At 74.0% G+C, this 17767-nt stretch carries 14 protein-coding genes and 1 riboswitch; of the genes, 10 read left to right on the top strand and 4 right to left on the bottom strand.

The genetic code is table 11. From position 1 onward, the window contains the following. Positions 1-4 precede the first annotated feature (4 nt). The 4 genes from RY076_RS21465 (at position 5) to RY076_RS21450 (ending at position 4297) form a co-directional block, all read left to right on the top strand. On the top strand, positions 5-901 hold the full coding sequence (locus RY076_RS21465; protein WP_323101611.1) for an alpha/beta fold hydrolase: 897 nt from the start codon (positions 5-7) through the stop codon (positions 899-901). Beyond that, a complete protein-coding gene (locus tag RY076_RS21460) occupies positions 898-2376 on the top strand; it encodes an FAD-binding oxidoreductase (RefSeq protein WP_323101609.1) in 1479 nt (492 codons plus the stop codon). The genes RY076_RS21465 and RY076_RS21460 overlap by 4 nt, the downstream gene beginning before the upstream one ends. After that, on the top strand, positions 2373-3284 hold the full coding sequence (locus RY076_RS21455) for an alpha/beta fold hydrolase (RefSeq protein ID WP_323101607.1): 912 nt from the start codon (positions 2373-2375) through the stop codon (positions 3282-3284). Before RY076_RS21460 ends, RY076_RS21455 begins: the two co-directional genes overlap by 4 nt. Positions 3285-3367: 83 nt before the next feature. Further along, positions 3368-4297, top strand: a complete 930-nt coding sequence (locus RY076_RS21450) for a proteasome assembly chaperone family protein (protein WP_323101606.1) — start codon at positions 3368-3370, stop codon at positions 4295-4297. A 24-nt stretch (positions 4298-4321) separates the two neighbouring features. On the opposite strand, the gene RY076_RS21445 is transcribed toward RY076_RS21450, so the two are convergent. Then, positions 4322-6064: a DNA polymerase gene (locus tag RY076_RS21445; RefSeq protein WP_323101604.1), complete on the bottom strand. Its 1743-nt coding sequence runs from the start codon at positions 6062-6064 to the stop codon at positions 4322-4324. Next, positions 6057-7205 carry a MalY/PatB family protein gene (locus tag RY076_RS21440; RefSeq protein ID WP_323101601.1) on the bottom strand — a complete coding sequence of 383 codons (1149 nt, stop codon included), beginning with the start codon at positions 7203-7205 and terminating at the stop codon, positions 6057-6059. Before RY076_RS21440 ends, RY076_RS21445 begins: the two co-directional genes overlap by 8 nt. Before the next feature lie 148 nt (positions 7206-7353). On the opposite strand from RY076_RS21440, the gene RY076_RS21435 reads away from it, so the two are divergent. The 6 genes from RY076_RS21435 to RY076_RS21410 all read left to right on the top strand — a co-directional run bounded on the left by RY076_RS21435 (position 7354) and on the right by RY076_RS21410 (position 14122). Continuing rightward, positions 7354-8109, top strand: coding sequence for an EcsC family protein (locus RY076_RS21435; RefSeq protein ID WP_323101598.1), 756 nt, complete (start codon positions 7354-7356; stop codon positions 8107-8109). Between the two features lie 81 nt (positions 8110-8190). Beyond that, positions 8191-8907: a YkvA family protein gene (locus RY076_RS21430; RefSeq protein ID WP_323101595.1), complete on the top strand. Its 717-nt coding sequence runs from the start codon at positions 8191-8193 to the stop codon at positions 8905-8907. Positions 8908-9012: 105 nt separating this feature from the next. Then, a complete protein-coding gene (locus tag RY076_RS21425; RefSeq protein WP_323101593.1) occupies positions 9013-10101 on the top strand; it encodes a DUF4192 domain-containing protein in 1089 nt (362 codons plus the stop codon). Positions 10102-10177: 76 nt separating this feature from the next. Continuing rightward, a riboswitch (SAM riboswitch) is annotated at positions 10178-10292 on the top strand. A 17-nt stretch (positions 10293-10309) separates the two neighbouring features. Continuing rightward, positions 10310-11551, top strand: coding sequence for a homoserine O-acetyltransferase MetX (gene metX, locus RY076_RS21420; RefSeq protein WP_323101592.1), 1242 nt, complete (start codon positions 10310-10312; stop codon positions 11549-11551). A 121-nt stretch (positions 11552-11672) separates the two neighbouring features. Beyond that, positions 11673-12071, top strand: a complete 399-nt coding sequence (locus tag RY076_RS21415) for a universal stress protein (protein WP_323101589.1) — start codon at positions 11673-11675, stop codon at positions 12069-12071. A 413-nt stretch (positions 12072-12484) separates the two neighbouring features. Next, positions 12485-14122 carry an RNA polymerase sigma factor gene (locus RY076_RS21410; protein ID WP_323101586.1) on the top strand — a complete coding sequence of 546 codons (1638 nt, stop codon included), beginning with the start codon at positions 12485-12487 and terminating at the stop codon, positions 14120-14122. 93 nt (positions 14123-14215) lie between these two features. Here RY076_RS21410 and RY076_RS21405 read toward each other — a convergent pair whose 3' ends face one another. Beyond that, on the bottom strand, positions 14216-16522 hold the full coding sequence (locus RY076_RS21405; protein WP_323101583.1) for a transglutaminase TgpA family protein: 2307 nt from the start codon (positions 16520-16522) through the stop codon (positions 14216-14218). After that, entirely contained in the window at positions 16519-17763 is a 1245-nt protein-coding gene (locus RY076_RS21400; protein WP_323101582.1) for a DUF58 domain-containing protein, read from the bottom strand. The genes RY076_RS21405 and RY076_RS21400 overlap by 4 nt, the downstream gene beginning before the upstream one ends. Positions 17764-17767: the final 4 nt, after the last annotated feature.

The raw sequence follows: 17767 nt of genomic DNA, 5'->3' as shown, positions 1-17767 counted from the left end.
GTGCATGAGCGCGCGCCCCGCCATCGACGGCGTCCGGACGGTGGAGGTACCGGGAGGCGCGCTCGCCTACGAGGTCCTCGATGCGTCCCCCGACTCGGACGCGTCCGGGGTGGGGCACGCGGTGCTCGCGGTCCACGGCGTCTCGAGCCAGCGGCGGCTGTGGCTCTGGCTGGCCGACGCGCTCGCAGACGTGGCTGCCGGCGTACGCCTGGTCGCGCCCGACCTGCGCGGCCGGGGCGACAGCGTCGCGGTCCCCGGCCCGTTCTCGATGGCCGTGCACGCGGACGACCTCGTGCACGTGCTCGACGACGCCGGCCTGGACCGGGTGCACGTCGTGGGCATGTCGATGGGCGGGTTCGTGGCCGTGCACCTCGCGGCCCGGCACCCGGAGCGCGTCGAGAGCCTCGTCCTCGTCGACGGCGGCGTCCCGATGGACCCGCCTCCCGGGCTGACGCGCGAGACCGTCGCCACCGCCTTCGCCGACCGCGTCGGCCGCCTCGAGCGACGGTTCTCCGGCGTCGAGGAGTACCTCGACTACTTCTGCTCCACCACGGCACCCTTGCTCGACCGCGACGACCCCGTGCTCCGGCGCTACCTGTCCCACGACCTCGCCGCCGACGGCACGGTCCGGCTCAGCGGCCGGGCGCTCGTCGAGGACGCCGCCGACGTCTTCTTCGGCGAGCACCCCTGGGACGCGGTTCGCGCGCCGGTACGCTTCCTGCACGCCGAGTGGAGCGTCGGCGCCGGCAGCCCGCCGGCCTACCCGCTCCCGGTCGTCGAGCAACGGGCGGCCCGCTGCGTCCGCGTCCTCGCGGCGCGGCAGACCGACCATGCCGGCACGATCATGGGCCCCGAGGGTGCCCGGTTCGTCGCCGACCTCGTGAGGGAGGCCGTGGCGTGACCAGCCACACCACCGACGACACCCCGCCGCCCGGCCCGCACCGCTCCCTGGGAGCCCACGCCGACCCCGACGCGCACGCCATCGCGACGCGTCGGCTCGCCAGGGCCCTGGGGCAGGTGGTCCCTGTCGAGCGCGTCGTCACCGACCGCGACGTCGTCGCGAGCCTGTCGTCCGACGACGCCGAGTGGGCGCCCGTGGGGCGGGCCCTCGCGGCGCTGCGACCACGGTCCGAGGCCGAGGTGGCCGAGGCCGTCCGCGTGTGCGCCGACCTGCGCGTGCCGGTCGTCCCGCGCGGCGCAGGCACCGGCCTCTCCGGAGGCGCCAACGCGGTCGACGGGTGCCTCGTGCTCGACCTGTCGCGGATGAACCGCGTCCTCGAGATCGACGCCGACGACCTGCTGTGCCGCGTCGAGCCCGGCGTCGTCAACGACGACCTCAAGGCGGCCGTGGCCGAGCACGGTCTCTGGTACCCGCCCGACCCGGCCAGCGCGCCGTGGTCGACGATCGGCGGCAACGTCGCGACGAACGCCGGCGGCCTGTGCTGCCTCAAGTACGGCGTCACCCGCGACTACGTGCTCGGGATGCGGGCCGTCGTCGGCGGACCGGCCGGGTACGGCAGCGTCGTGCGCCTCGGCCGGCACACGGCCAAGGGCGTGGCCGGCTACGACCTCACGGGCCTCATGGTCGGCTCGGAGGGCACCCTCGGCGTCGTCACCGAGGTGACGCTCCGGCTCCGGCCGGCCCTGCGAGGCACCGCCCGCACCGTCGTCGGCGCCTTCCCCGACCTCGTGACCGCCGGGCGCGCCGTCGCGTCGGTCACCCGCCGTGGCCTCACGCCGGCCGCCCTCGAGCTGCTCGACCGCGAGTGCCTCACCGCCGTCGAGGAGTGGAAGCACCTCGGCATCGAGGCCGACGCCGAGGCGCTCCTGCTGGCCCGCGTCGACACCCCGGGGGAGGGCGGCGCCGCGGAGGCACAGGCGGTTGTCGAGGCCTTCGCGGACGGCGATCCCCTCTGGGCGGTCGTGTCGAGCGACGACGACGAGGCGGAGGCACTCTTCGCCGCCCGACGCCTCGCCTACCCGGCGCTGGAGCGGCTCGGCCCGGTGCTGACCGAGGACGTCTGCGTGCCGCGCTCCCAGGTGCCGGCCATGCTGTCGGCGCTCGTCGACATCGCCGGGCGCCACGGCGTCCGGATGGCCACGATCGCCCATGCCGGCGACGGCAACCTGCACCCGCTGCTGCTGACCCCGCCCGGCGACGACGCCGCACGCGAGGCGGCCCAGCACGCCTTCGAGGAGATGCTCGACGCGGCGATCGCCCTCGGCGGCACCGTCACCGGTGAGCACGGCGTCGGGCTGCTCAAGCGCGACGGCATGCTCCGCGAGCTCGACCCGCTCGCCGTCGCCATGCAGCGCGCCGTCAAGGACGCGCTCGACCCGCTGTACCTCTTCAACCCCGGCAAGGTGCTCGAGTGAGCGTCGAGGCCGACTCCGAGGGGAGTCCGGCCGACCCGGGCGCCGCCCTCGTCCGCGACCTGCCCCCGGTCGCACGGCCCGGCGGGCGCAGCCTCGCCCTGTGCGAGGTCGGCGACCCAACCGGCCGGCCCGTCGTCTACTTCCACGGCACGGGCAGCTCGCGTCTCGAGGCCGCGCTCTACGACGAGGCGGCCCGCGCCCGCGGGGTCCGCATGCTCTGCTGGGACCGGCCCGGCGCGGGGGGCTCACCGGCGCAGCCGGGACGCACGATGCGCGACGTCGTCGACGACACCCGGGCGGTCCTCGACGCGCTCGGCACCGGGCGCGTCGGCGTCGTCGGCCTCTCCGGGGGCGGCAGCCACGTGCTCGTCCTCGCCGCGTCGGCGCCCGACCTCGTGAGGCACGCGGTGGTCGTCAACGCGGGGCCGCCGGCCGAGCCCGACGTGCTCGCCCTACTGCCGTCGTCGGTGTCGGGGCCCATGCGGCTGGCCCGCAGCAGGCCTCGGCTGTTCCGGGGCCTCGCCGGACTGACCCAACGCCGTGGCACCGACGTGCTCGGCCGGGTGGCCGAGGCGGTCCGCCGGCGCGGTCTCGACCCCACCGACGCCGAGGTGCTCGAGCGGCCCGAGGTGCGGCGCGTCCTGGAGGCGGCCGCGGAGGAGGGGGCACGCCAGCCGGGCGCCTGGACCGACGAGGCGCTCGTCGTCTGGGGCGCACCGTGGGGAGTCGGCCTCGACGCGTTCGCCGTGCCGCTCGACGTCTTCGTCGGCACCGAGGACCCGTTCCGCCGGTACGGGGAGTCGCTGACGCGGGCCGGGGCGCAGCTGCACGTGTTCCCCGGCGGACACGTGTCCGGGTGCGTGCCGGCCGTCCTCGACCACGTCGTCTCCGTGGCCGCCCGGGGCTGACCGTCCGTCCTGCGGTCGCACGGGAATCCGTGGGGCGGGTGGGGCGTTGGACCCATCGACCCGCCACACGAAAGGCCAGACCCGTGCAGGACCCGACCGAGCTCTTCCAGTTCGAGAGCGACACCTCGCCGAGCATGCTCGAGGAGCTGCAGGCCTCGGTGCTCGTCGTCGCCCTCGACGGGTTCATCGACGCCGGCAGCACGCAGCGGCTGCTCGCCGACCACCTCCTCGCGGCCCACGAGTCGCGCGTCGTCGCCTCCTTCGACATCGACCAGCTGCTCGACTACCGCGGCCGCCGTCCGGTCATGGTCTTCGACCGCGACCACTGGAGCAGCTACGACGACCCGAGTCTGCTGCTGCACCGGGTCGTCGACAAGGAGGGCGTCCCCTTCCTCCTGCTCGTCGGTCCCGAGCCGGACTACCAGTGGGCCCGGATGGTCGAGGCCACGACGACGCTCATGGACGCGTTCGGCGTCGACCTGACCGTCAGCGTCCACGGCATCCCGATGGCCGTGCCGCACACCCGGCCGCTCGGCGTCACGGCACACGGCACCAACCCGAGCCTCGTGCCCGCCAACGAGCCGGCCTTCGGCACCGTGCAGGTGCCGGCCAGCTTCTCCTCGCTGCTCGAGCTCCGGCTCGGCGAGGCGGGGCGCGACGCCATCGGCTTCGCGGTCCACGTGCCGCACTACCTCGGCCAGTCCGAGTACGCCGACGCCGCGCTCCTCGGTCTCGACCGCGTGCGCAACGCCACCGGCCTCGACCTCGACACCCGCGAGCTGGCCGCCACGGCCGGGCTCAACCGGGCCGAGATCGCCCGCCAGATGGAGGAGTCGGACGAGATCACGGCGGTCGTCAAGGCGCTCGAGCAGCAGTACGACACGTTCCTGGAGGGGCGGCGGCAGCGCAGCCTGCTCGCCACCGACCTGTCCGACCTGCCGACCGCCGACGAGATCGGTGCCGAGTTCGAGGCGTTCCTCAAGGACGTCACCGAGGACGACCCCGACAGCTGACCGGTCCGCGCCTCAGCCGGGCCCTCAGCCCTTGGCCTCGCTCCAGCGCCGCACGACGGAGGTGTCGGCGACGAACCGCACCGCGTCCGTCCCGGCCCACGTGCGCGCGGCGCTCGTGAGTGCCGTTCCCACGGTCGCGGCGGCCTGCTCGGCGTGCTCCTCGGGGACGTGGACGAGCAGCTCGTCGTGCAGGCAGAGCACGATCTGGCCGCCGAGCGGGGCGACCGCGTGGCGCACCGTGGCCGCCCACGCCTTGAACAGCTCGGCCGCCGAGCCCTGGATGATCGCGTTGCGGGCGTAGCGCCCCCGACCCGCGTCGGCGGCGGCCGAGGCGCCGCCGGCGAGGGCGTCCTCACCGGGCTCCAACCCCTGCGGCGTCACCCCCGGGGCGCCGAAGCGGATGAGCCGACCCCCGTACGTGCGCACCGGCCGCCGGGCGATGCCGTCGGCGTAGGCGCGGTCGAGCAGGCCCATGGCCACGGGATAGGCCCGTTCGAGGTCCTTGAGGGCCTCGCCCGCCGGGCCCGAACGCTGGCCGTACATCGCCGCGAGCACCGCGACCTTGGCCGTGGGGCGGTCGGCGCCGAGCTTGGCGGCCACCGGGGCGTAGAGGTCGTCCGCACGCGTCGCCTCGGCGAAGGCGCGGTCCGCGCTGACGACCGCGAGGACGCGGGGCTCGACCTGCCCGAGGTCGGCGCGGACGAAGACGTGACCCGGCGCCGCGGCCACGGCCGGGCGCAGGGGAGCGGGGAGGTTGTGCAGCCCGTTCTGGGCGGTCATCCGCCCCGCCGCGCCGTCGCAGGCGGTCCAGCCGCCGCGGAGCCGGTCGTCGGCACCGACGTGGTCGTCGAGCCACCGGTACCCGTAGGTCGTGGCGATGCGTTCGTCCTTGCGCCACCGCAGCAGCGCGTCGACGAACGGGTGCGTGTGCCGGTACGGCTCGAGCACGAAGGCGCGGGTGTTCGGCACGTCGACCCCGACCGACTGCAGCAGCTCACGCACCTGCCCCGGGTTGCGCAGGTCGGCGACCGCGCGGCCCGGCGCGTGGCGCAGGACGTCCTGGTCACGGCGGGCCCGGATGCGTGCCGCGTCGGCGTCGTCGGCGGGGCGGGGCCCGGCCGCGGCGGCGATGAGGCCCTCGGCAGCGGGGCGGTCGACGGGGAGGCCGTCGCGCTCGAGCTCGAGGCACAGCACGGCAGCGGCGGACTCGGACCACACCGTGCGCTCGAGTCGTGCAACTGCTGCACCGGCGATGCGAGCGAGCGAGTCCCGCTGTGCCGCTTGGCATTCCAGCGCGAGCTCGGCCAGCTCGCGGAGCCGCGCCGGCGTGCTCGCCCAGGCGAGGGCATCGGGGCGCAGATGCGCGTCGGTGGTCCAGAGGGACGGGTCGTCGCCGGCGACGACGTCGAACAGGTCGCCGTCGAAACCGCTCAGGCGGGGCGCCCGGGGGCGCGGCACCTCGGCCTCGGGCAGACCCCGGCAGGCGGCCACGACGTGTCCCGGGGTGGCCCGCCAGCCCCCGTTGACGAGGCGGTGCGCCTCGGCGAGGTCCCACGTGCGCGGGACGTCCACCCGGGCGTCGACGACCGGCCGCAGCGTCGAGGCCGCCGACCACACCACCCACCGCGGACGCGTCGTCGCCGTGACGCTCGCCACCCGCTCGACGAGGGCCTCGAGCGGCACGTGCTCGTCGACCCCCTCACCGAGCAGGAGGGCGGCGGTCGGTCCGACGACGAGTGCGACGAGGGGGACTGCGTTGTCAGGCAATGGATCCCGCGATCCTGTCGATTGCCTCGGCGAGGATGTCGGGGGAGGTGGCGAAGTTGACCCGCGCATGCCCGGCCCCGACGGAGCCGAACGTCGGGCCGTCCGACAGCGCGACGCGTGCCGTGTCGACGAGCCGCGTCGCGGGCCGGTCGCCGAGGCCGAGTCCGCGCAGGTCGAGCCACGCCAGGTAGGTGGCCTCGGGAACGACGAGGCGCGCGCCGGGGAGGCGCTCGGTGACGAGCCGCGAGAGCAGCGCGCGGTTGGCGTCGAGCTCGGCCAGCAGGTGCGCGAGCCACTCACGTCCGTGGCGCCAGGCGGCGACGTGCGCGACGACACCCAGATGGCTCGCGCCGAAGGTCACGAACGGGTGCAGGCGGCGCACGTCGGACACGGCGTCGGGCCCCGGGGCGATGACGGCGGCCTTGAGCCCCGCGAGGTTCCACGCCTTGGAGGCCGACGACACGACGATGCCGCGCCCGGTGCCCGGCACCGTCAGGTACGGGGTGAAGGTGCTGGAGGTGTAGACGAGGGCGCCGTGGATCTCGTCGGACACGACCCGGACGCCGTGGTCCTCGGCGAGGCGTGCCACCGCGGCCAGCTCGTCGGCGGTGTGCACCGTGCCGGTCGGGTTGTGCGGGTTGGACAGGAGCAGGACCGCCCGTGTGCCGCCTGCGGTGGCGGTCGCGAAAGCCTCTGCGAGAGAGTCGAGGTCGAGGCGAAGGTCGGCTCCGAGAGGTGCTTCGACGACGCGGCGCCCGGCGGCCTCGACGACCTCGAAGAAGGCGTTGTAGACGGGCGTCGTCAGCACGACGGGACCGCCCGGGTCGGTGAGCAGTCCCAGCAGGTGGGTGACGCCGGTGAGCACGTCGGTGACGCGCACCGTGGCGCCGGGGTCGGGCCGCCAGCCCCACGTGTCCGCGGCGTGCTCGGCGAACGCCTCGGCGTAGTCGACCGTCCAGGCGTAGCCGGTGTCGCCACGCTGCACCGCCGCGCCGACGGCCTCGACGACGGCGGGGCAGGGCTGGGCGTCCATCTCGGCGATCCACAGCGGCAGGACGTCGGGGTCGTAGCGCCGCCACTTGACGCTCGTGCGGTCGCGGCGTAGCTCGTCGAGCGACGCGCCGAGGATCGGTCCGGGCATGGCACGACCCTACGAGACGCCGCCGACCGTGCGTGAGCCGCAGATCGACGACACCTTGGGGCGCATGCGCGCCCCGTCTCGTCATACGGTGACGGGGGAGGCCGCCGGGTGCGGCGGAAGACGCGACTCGTTCAAGGGGTGAGAGCCGGTGGGCTTCTTCGGTTGGGACAGGACCGAGGCCGTCAAGGCCTCGGACAGTGCGGCGGAGCAGGCTGGGGCGGTGGTGCGCAACGGGGCGCCGGCCCGTGTCGACCAGTCCGCGGAGGGCGGGCTGACAGGTGCGGCGACCCGCCTCGTCGAGCGCCTCCTCGACGTCGGCATCGACGGCAAGGGCCCCTTCGACTCCGCGCACACGGTCGCCGCCAAGGCCCTCCGTGACGCCTCCGGTGACGCTGACCAGGCGCTGCGCATCATCGCGCGCGACCACCGGCAGCTCGGTGCCGCAGGCGGATTCATCACCGGCCTCGGTGGCTTCTTCACGATGCCGGTGTCCCTGCCGGCGAACATCCTCGAGTTCTACCTCCTCGCCACACGCCTGACGGCGGCCACCGCGAAGGTCCGCGGCTACGACATCGACCAACCCGAGATCCGCTCGGCGATCCTGCTGACCCTCGTCGGCGCCGACAGCGACGACATGCTGAGGAAGGCGGGCCTGCACGCAGCCGGGGGCAAGCTGTCGGCCCTCGCCCTCGACCGTCTGCCCGCGCCAGCGGTCATGGTCCTCAACAAGGCCGTCGGCTTCCGTCTGCTCGCGCGCATCGGCCAGGGCACGTTCGCCCGCCTCGGTCGCGCCGTGCCCGTCGTCGGTGGCCTGCTCGGGGCCGCTGTCGACGTCTACATGCTCGGGCGCATCGGCAAGCAGGCGGCCAAGGAGTTCCCGTCCCTGGCGACGTTCGGTCGCTGAGACCCCGGGCGACGATGACGAGGGTGTCGAGACGACCATGACATCGGGAATCCAGGCCGCGCCCCGTACGTTGGGGCGGGCATGAAGGCTGCCTCCCGGATCAAGCTCGCTGCGACCGTCGCGTCCGTCGTGCGTGCCGCCACCCGACCCGGTGCGCCCGGGGTGGGCGAACGCGTCCAGGCGGTGCCCCGACTGGTCCGCGCGACGCTCGACCACGCCTACACCGGGACGTCCCTGCGGCGTCTCGGGCTCGTGGCCGCTGCCGTCGCCTACGTCGCATCGCCGATCGACCTCGTGCCCGAGGCGATCCTGCCGGTCATCGGGGCGGTGGACGACGCCGTCGTGCTGACGTGGGTCGTCCGGGCGTTCTTCGAGGAGACCGATCGCTTCATCGCCTGGGAGATCGGCCAGGGCCGGCACCACGGCCGCGGTCGGGCAGGGGCCACCGGGCAGACCGTGCCCGGGCAGGCCGTACCGACGTCCGCGCCGGCTCCCTCGGCGCCGCCGGCGGGTCAGCCGTCGGGCACCACGCTCGGCACGGCTGCCGACGCCCGGGCCCGCCTGTGGGCCGGCGAGGTCAGCGACAGCCGACGCCGCGACCGCGACGTCACGGGTGCCGCCCGTGGGCGCCTCGTCGGCAGGCAGGGCGCTGCGGCCGGCTCACGACCCGCGCCCGGCGCGCCGTCGGCAGTTCCCGGCCGCGCCGAGGGCACCGGGCGTGTCCGTCTCCCCGAGGGTGCGCGTCAGGCCGCGACCGACTACGTGCTCGAGTCGGTCCGCAAGCGGCTCGAGCGCTGAAGGCCCGGTCGCCGTCGTCCACACCCCCTCGCGCCGAGGGACGCGCGTCCACAGCCGGGGTCTGCAGGGCTGCGGCCCCGACCCGGCCGAGGGCAGCCTTCGGGCATGCCGAAGATCTCCCTGTCCGGACCCGCCGAGCTGTTGACGGTTCTGCCCTACCACCTCGGCTTCCGGCCCGAGCGCAGCATCGTCGTCGTCTGCTTCCACGAGCTGCGCCTCGGGTTGGTGGCCCGGCTCGACCTCGTCGGTCCGGCCGACGCCGCGCGGGCGGCCCAGCAGACCGTGCCGACCCTGGTGCAGGAGCGCCCGAGCCGCGTCGTCCTCGTCGGGTTCGCGGGCGGGCCGGACGAGTCGGGCGATCCGGTACCGCTGCTCGACGCGCTGCGGGACGGTCTCGACGAGGGAGGGGTGACGGTCGGGGAGCGACTGGTCGTCCGCGACGGGCAGTGGTTCGGGCTCGACTGCGACTGCTGTCCGTCTCCCGGGCGGCCCATGCCCGAGCCGGCCGATGTACCGGCCGTCGCCGAGTACGTCGCGATGGGTACCGCCGTGCTCGCCAGCCGCGAGGAGCTGGCCCGGCTCGTCGAGCCCCTCCCACCCGAGGACCCCGACCACGCCGGGCGGCTGGCCGCGGTGGAGGAGTGGGTGGGCCGGCTCGAGCGAGCCGACGGCGGCGGCTCGGTCGCCGACCGTCGGGCCCGCGGTGAGCTCGTCGACGAGGCTCTCGGAGCATGGGTGCGGCTCGTGCGGTCCGGGCTCGACGTCGACCCGTCCCCCCGGGCCGTCGCGGCGCTCGTCGGGCCCCTCGTCGACACGCGCCTGCGCGACCTGGTCGTCTCGTGGCTCTGCCCGGGCTTCCCCGGTGACCACGTCCCCGACGAGCTCGCCACCCGGCTGCGGCGGGCCCTCGACATCCATGGCGGCCCCGGGGCGGGCGCCACGGCCTGGGCCGAGACCGAGGCCCAGACCGAGCGGCTCGTCCTGGCACGCGTCGAGCAGTTGTGCCGGGCCACGCCCGAGGCGTGCGCCGCTCCGGTCCTCGCGGCGACCGCCGCCTACGCCTGGTGGCTCGGCGACGGTGCCCATGCCTCGTTCGCGGCCGACCGTGCCCTGCTCGCCGACCCGGGGCACGTTCTGGCGACGCTCGTCCGGGCAGCTCTCGAGAAGGGCGTCCGCCCGCCCCGGTGCGCCTGAGGAGGCGGCCCGGGCCGGTCCACGGGCTGGACCGGCGGGCGGTGCGTGCGCATCCCGTCGCGTATGGTTGGGAGCAGGTCATGAGCGCCAGCGACAAGCCCCGGCTCGCTGGCCGGCAACCCTCCTTCGCGGTGGGGTGCCCCGGGTGAGGACCAGGCCGCACCGGTATGGGACCGCGGCAAGCGCGAACATCCGAGGAGCTCTCCGCATGACTGTGACCCACCGTCCCGGCCAGGTCACGCGCCGCCCCGTCCGTCCCCCGCAGGGTCCGGACAGAGCGGGCGCCCGAACGGATGCCCGAACGGATGCGCCGGGTGGAGACGGGGTGTGGCGCGACGGCGACCCCGTCGGCCGGCGCCGGTTCGCCGAGCTCGGCGACCTCGAGCTCGAGCGCGGGGGAGTCCTGCCCGGCGTCCGGGTCGCCTACGAGACGTGGGGCCGGCTCAACGAGGCCCGCGACAACGTCGTCCTCGTCGAGCACGCGCTGACCGGCGACAGCCACGTCGTCGGCGAGGCCGGCGGGGGCCATCCGTCGCCGGGCTGGTGGGACAGCCTCATCGGTCCCGGTCAGGCGGTCGACCCCGACGAGTGGTTCGTCGTCGCTGCCAACGTCCTCGGTGGCTGCCAGGGCACGACCGGGCCGGCGAGCCCGGCCCCCGACGGCCGCCCGTGGGGCAGCCGCTTCCCGTACGTCACGGTGCGCGACCAGGTCACCGCCGAGCGGGCCCTGCTCTCGCATCTCGGCATCACCCGTGTCGCCGCCGTCATCGGTGGCTCCATGGGTGGCATGCGCGCCCTCGAGTGGGCGGTCAGCCATCCCGACTCCGTCGAGCGCTGCGTCGTGCTCGCCTCGACGCCGTACGCCACGGCCGACCAGATCGCCTGGTGCCAGCCGCAGCTGCTCGCGATCCGCACCGACCCGCACTTCGCCGGCGGCGACTACTACGACTCCGCGCACCGCCCCGACACCGGGCTCGGCCTGGCACGGCGCATCGCGCACGTCACCTACCGCACGGAGGCCGAGCTCGGTGACCGGTTCGGCCGCGAGGCCCAGCTCGGTGAGGACCCCTTCAGCGTCGGCGAGCGTGCCGCCGGCAGAGGGCGCTTCGCCGTCGAGTCCTACCTCGACCACCACGCCGGCAAGCTCGCCCGACGCTTCGACGCCAACTCCTACGTCGTGCTCACCGAGGCGATGAACTCCCACGACGTCGGCCGCGACCGCGGTGGGCTCGAGGCGGCGCTGGCCCGCGTCACGGCCGACTGCACCGTCGTGTCCGTCGACACCGACCGGCTCTACCCGCCGCGGCTGTCCGACGAGCTCCACGCCGCGCTGCCCGGCGCGACACGCGTGTCGATCAGCTCGGCTTTCGGCCACGACGGCTTCCTCATCGAGGAGGCGCAGGTGGGCTCGGTCGTCCGCGACGCGCTGGCCCGGCGCCGACGTCACTGACGCGCTCGCGGGCTCCGTGCCGGACCGGCGTCGGGGCAGTCCGGTCGTGCCGCTGCCGCGGTGACCCATTTCGGGTACGGTGCGACCACCGGTTTGTTGCCGTACCAAGGAGGTCCGGGAAGTGGCCATCGTCGTCGGATACGTCGCCACCAAGGAGGGACGCGCGGCGCTCAAGCGAGCCGCCGAGGAGTGCGTCCTCCGGGGCACCAAGCTCGTCGTCATCAGCTCCCACCGAGGTGGGAAGGACTTCGACGCCGACGAGGCCGCCGCGTTCGAGGCCGAGCTCGCCCGCGTCAAGGCCCTGCTGGCCGACAAGGGCCTCGAGCACGAGGTGCGTCAGCTCGTCCGCGGCAACGACCCGGCCGAGGACCTCATCAGCGTCGCCGAGGAGGAGCACGCCGACTTCATCGTCATCGGCCTGCGTCGCCGCAGCCCCGTCGGCAAGCTGATCCTCGGCTCGAACGCCCAGCGGATCCTGCTCGACGCCTCCTGCCCGGTGCTGGCGGTCAAGGCCGGCTGAGCCGGGCCCACCCCCGTCTGCGCCGCCGGGACCGTTCCGCGCGGACCCCGTTCGGACCCCCGTTCGGATCGCTGTTCGGGCCCTCGGAGGGCCCGAACGGGATGCGCAACACACCGGCGACACGGCCGTCCGGGCGGATCCGTTCGCTCGCACGCCGCCGGGCGTTTTATAATGTCCGAGTACCGGATCGCATGAGGCACACCGAGAGATCGTCCGAGGGACCCGACTCCGACAGGCCACGCACTTCCGGCACGAACCCCCATTCTCGTTCGTTGTGATGTGGCATGTCCGCGTGCCCGACGTCGGCCCGCGTCACACGAGAACCGCGATGAAAGGCGACTGCATCCGTGCCGAAGGCAACACCCGCTGGAACCCCCAAGACCCTGCCGAAGGTTTTCCAGCACGAGGCGATCATGCAGCTCCTGGTCAGAGGCAGCACCAACGGAAGCATCACCGGCACCGAGATCGCACGAGCCCAGGCTGAGGCCGCCCTCGACCTGAAGCAGATGAAGCCGGTCCTCGTCACCCTCGAGGCCCACGACATCGAGATCGTCGTCGACGCGCCGCACACCGAGACGAAGAAGCGAACCCGATCCGGGACCAAGGGAGGCACTGTGGCCACCGCACGTTCCACCACCGCTGCTGCGACGACGACTGCCAAGAGGACGACGACCGCCAAGACGACGGCCAAGAAGGCTGCCGTCACGACGACGAAGGCCGCGGCTGCGTCCGGCGACGCCGCGGACACCGCGGCGGACACGACGACGGCCCGCAAGGCTGCGACGAACGCCGGGGTGGCCAAGGCTGCGGCCAAGCCGGCCGCCAAGAAGGCAGCGGCGAAGAAGACCGCGGCCAAGAAGACCGCGGCCAAGAAGACCGCTGCCGGCGCTGCCGACACCGACGGCGACGACGCCGAACCCGAGGACGCCGACGAGAGCGAGCTCGAGGACGTCGAGGTCACCGACGAGGACGACAGCGACACCGCCGAGGAGACCGCCGAGGGCGCCGAGTCCGAGGACGGCGACGAGGCGGCCCCGGCCGCCCAGGGTGCCGCCCCGGCCGAGGAGGCCGAGGAGTCCGGCTTCGTCATCCGCGACGACGACGAGGACGACGCGCCGGCGCAGCAGGTCGTCACGGCCGGTGCCACCGCCGACCCCGTCAAGGACTACCTCAAGCAGATCGGCAAGGTCGCCCTCCTCAACGCCGAGCAGGAGGTCGAGCTCGCCAAGCGCATCGAGGCCGGCCTGTTCGCCGAGGAGAAGCTCAACTCCGGCGACAAGATCGACATGAAGCTCAAGCGCGAGCTCTGGTGGATCGCCCAGGACGGCAAGAAGGCCAAGAATCACCTGCTCGAGGCCAACCTGCGACTGGTCGTCTCGCTCGCCAAGCGCTACACGGGTCGCGGCATGCTCTTCCTCGACCTCATCCAGGAGGGCAACCTCGGCCTCATCCGTGCGGTCGAGAAGTTCGACTACACCAAGGGCTACAAGTTCTCGACGTACGCCACGTGGTGGATCCGCCAGGCGATCACCCGCGCCATGGCCGACCAGGCCCGCACCATCCGCATCCCGGTGCACATGGTCGAGGTCATCAACAAGCTGGCCCGCGTCCAGCGCCAGATGCTCCAGGACCTCGGGCGCGAGCCCACCCCGGAGGAGCTGGCCAAGGAGCTGGACATGACGCCCGAGAAGGTCGTCGAGGTCCAGAAGTACGGCCGCGAGCCCATCTCGCTGCACACCCCGCTCGGCGAGGACGGCGACAGCGAGTTCGGTGACCTCATCGAGGACTCCGAGGCGATCGTCCCGGCGGACGCCGTCAGCTTCACGCTCCTGCAGGAGCAGCTGCACTCGGTGCTCGACACGCTCTCCGAGCGCGAGGCCGGCGTCGTGTCGATGCGCTTCGGCCTGACCGACGGCCAGCCGAAGACGCTCGACGAGATCGGCAAGGTCTACGGCGTGACCCGTGAGCGGATCCGCCAGATCGAGTCCAAGACGATGAGCAAGCTGCGTCACCCGAGCCGTTCGCAGGTCCTGCGCGACTACCTCGACTGACGGGCCCCACCGCCGGCACGCGAAAGAGCAGCTCGTCCCTCGCGGACGAGCTGCTCTTTCGCTGTGTGGTCGACGAGCCGAGACCTCGATGGCTCAGCGGCGACGGGAGCCGAGCCGGTCGGGCAGCCCGCGCCACCAGCTCACCCCGGCCGCGGGCCAGATGAACGAGCGCAGCCGCGTCTGCCACGCGCGGGTGCGCCCGATGGTGCGACGGATCGACCGGATGTCGGTGTGCAGGCGCACCGCCTCCTGCGGCGTCGTGCGCTCGGGCCGGTCGTAGCGGGCCTTCTCGAGCGTCGCCGTGACGCGTCCCATCGCCGTGGCGTCTTCGGGGTCCAGGTGGCCCTCGGTGACGTACCGCTCGCGGAGCTGGCGCAGCGTCACCCCCTGCGGGGCGGTGAGGCCGAGGTCGCCGAGGTGCGAGGTCAGTGCGTCCCACTCCGCCTCGATGAGGTCCTGGCGGGTGACGGCGGCGCGCCGCCGGCGCACCCGGAGCAGCCAGGCCGTCAGCGGCATGACGAAGGCTGCGAGGAGGCCGACGACGACCGCGAGCACGATGACGACGTTGCGCAGGCTGAACACCGAGGCGAGCGTGTCGGTGAACGAGGGCTGGACCGGTGCCGCGGCGACGGTCGCCGTCGTCGTGCGCGACGGTCTCGCGGTCGCGGTGCTGCCGGACTGGGTGTCGTCGACGGAGCGGCCGCCGCCGGTCCCGCCGGAGCCGGCGCCGAGGACGGCGTAGGGCGGCGGCGTGCCGGAACGGGCGCCCGGGGTCGGCTCGAAGCGCAGCCACCCGTAGCCCTGGAAGTACAGCTCGGGCCAGGCGTGGGCGTCGGAGGACTTGACGACGTACTCGTCGCCGGAACGGTTGCCCGGCAGGAACCCGATGGCCATCCGCGCCGGGATGCCCTGCGCGCGCGCCATCATGATCATCGCCGTCGCGAACTGCACGCAGTACCCGCGTCGGGTCCGGTAGAAGTTCTCGATCGGCTCGAGCAGCCGGCCCGCCTCGTCGCGCAGCGGTTCGCCGAGGTCGAGGGTGTAGGTGTAGCGCGAGGTGTCACGCAGGTGGTTCTGGATCGCGATGGCCTTGTCGAGCGGGTTGTCGGCGCCCGCCGTGACTTCCGTCGACCAGCGCTCGATGAGGGCGCGCGAGCGGTCCGGGATCGTCAGGTCGTCGTCCGTGATGTCGGGGGAGTCCGGCGTGCCGGAGTCGCGCAGCTCGGCCGCGTTCGGCGCGACGTCGGCGTAGGTGACCCGGTAGTCCGCGACGGCCGTGTCGACGCGGACGTCGCGGGTGATGGGGTCGATCCGCCACCGGGTGCCCGGCATCGAGACGGCCACGACGGGGAACGGGGCGGCGACGCGCGGTGCGGACAGCGTGTTGCCGGTGACCGTGATGACGTAGTCGCGACGCTGCGAGGGCGGCGGCAGCGGCATCGGGTCTGCGGGGCCCTGGTTCGTGCCCGCCTCCTGCCACTGGCCCCGTGAGTAGTACGACGTCGCGAGGACCCGCAGCGGTGGCCGGGTGAAGCCCGTGGTCGTGTACCGCAGCACCGGCGTCTGGTCGGTGTCGTTGAGGCTGCGGCTGAGGTCGAGGGTGTTGTTGAACCCCACCGATCCCTGGCCGCCGCCGCCCGAGCGGCCGAGCCCGTCGGTGAGGTAGCGGGGCGGGAAGTGCGGGACGAAGACCGGCACGAGCAGGGCCACCACGACGCCGACGGCGCCGACGCGCACCGCTGCACCGGAGAAGGAACGGAGGGCGGCGCGGTCGTGCGCCGCCTCGTCGATCTCGCTGTGCTCGGCGGGCCGAGCCGTGCCCCACCGCCCGAACTGCGCCCGGGCCGTGGTGTGCACCATGAGCAGCCACACGACGACCGGCAGGACGAAGTAGCGCAGGGCCAGCGCGGAGTCGCCGTTGGCCGCCGCGACGAGGTAGGCCGCGAGCAGGGGCAGGCCCGACGCGGCCGGGCTGCGCCACGTCGCGGCCGCTGCGTCGACGCTGATCGCGACGAGAGCCACGATGATGAGCAGGCAGAAGGTGACACCGTCGTTGAGCGGTGCGGGCGCGCTGTACCGCTGCACGGTCTCGAGGGCCTGCAGGCCGAGGCCGTTGAGCACCTCGAGGGTGTCGAGCGTCGGCACGACGAGGTAGGCGAAGGTGCCGCCCGCGAACCGTACGACGAGGAAGACGGCGAGCACGAGCACCTGCACCGCCACGACGAGCGGCCGCGACCGGGTCAGGCCGCGCATGAGCAGCCCGACGCCCGCGGTGAGCGCGACGACGAGGACGGCCTGGCCGAACCAGCTCGTCTCGAGGAAGAGGCTCGTGACGGGGTAGCACGCGCAGAGCACCGCGAGGGCCCCGAGGAGGGTGATGCGCCAGCGTCGACGGGTCATCGGCTGCCTCCCACGGTCGCGGCGGTCAGCACGGCCCAGGCGTGGGCGATGTCGTCGTCCCGGGTGGCCGCCACCGCGCGCCACCCGGCCATCCGCAGGGCATCGACGTGCCCGATGGCGTCGTCGGCGTCGGTCGTGCCGAAGGACCGGGCGTCGACGACGAGGGCCAGGCCCGTCGTGCCCGGCTGGCGCAGGCTCGCCACCCGCGAGGTGACGTCGGGGTCGAACGGGCCCACGAGGGCGACGACGAGCCCACCCGCGGCGGCCAGGGCCTGGGCGGCACGCAGGATCTCGTCCTCGCCGCTGTCGTCGCGCTGCTGGGTCACGGCGAGCGTGTCGAGGATCTCGTCGACGGGCATCGGCTCGGCCGCTCTGCCGCTGTCGACGGTCTCGGCGCACACGAGGTGCACGGCGTAGCCGGACTCGGCCAGGTGCACGGCGATCGAGGCCGCGGCCGTGACGCACCACTCGAAGGAGCCGGTGGCCCCCGACCCGCCGTGGGCCGAGGGGCGCGGGTCGAGCAGCACGAGGGCACGGCGTTGGGCCGGGCGGTCCTCCTGGCGCACCATGAGGTCGCCGGTGCGGGCCGTGGCCGGCCAGTGGATGCGGCGCAGGTCGTCGCCGTCGCGGTACTCGCGGATCGTCACGTCGTCCTCGCCGTGCAGGGCGATGAGGTGGGCCTGCTCGCCCTCGGAGCCGACGCCGGCGCTCGGGTGCCGGCTCGAGCCGAGCGGGTGCACCTGCGGCAGGATGACGAGGTCGCTCGTCCCCTCGAGGACGGCATGGCGGTTGGCCAGCCCGAACGGGTCCTGCACCTGCACGCCGAGCGGGCCGAGCCGGTGCCGGCCGCGAAGGTGCGAACGCACCCCGTAGTCGATGGCCCGGACGCGTCCGGGCGGGATGTGGCCGACGACGAAGCGCGGCCGGTCGCCGAGGACGTAGTCGAGGCGCTCCTCGGCCAGGAAGATCGGCGTCGTCGAGCCGGAGACGTTCTCGAAGGACAGGGTCACGTGGGCGTCCTGCCCGACGCTGATGCGCTCGGGGTGCGCGTGCCGCTCGATGCGCATCCGCGTGCGGCGCGTGCGCACGAGCGCCGAGGAGATGACCGGCAGCGCGATGAGGAGCACGCCGAACCGGGTGATGTCGCGGAAGCCGAAGACGACCCCCGCGAGCACGAGCACGATGCCGGAGCCGAAGAACGCCCGCCCCCGGGTCGTGAGGACGCTGCGCAGGGCACGCACGGGC

This window comes from Intrasporangium zincisolvens (assembly GCF_034724055.1).
In the GTDB taxonomy this organism is placed as follows: Bacteria; Actinomycetota; Actinomycetes; order Actinomycetales; family Dermatophilaceae; genus Monashia; species Monashia zincisolvens.
The sequence above is the reverse complement of the archived record's forward strand: the minus strand, read 5'-3'. Positions and strand labels throughout refer to the sequence as shown.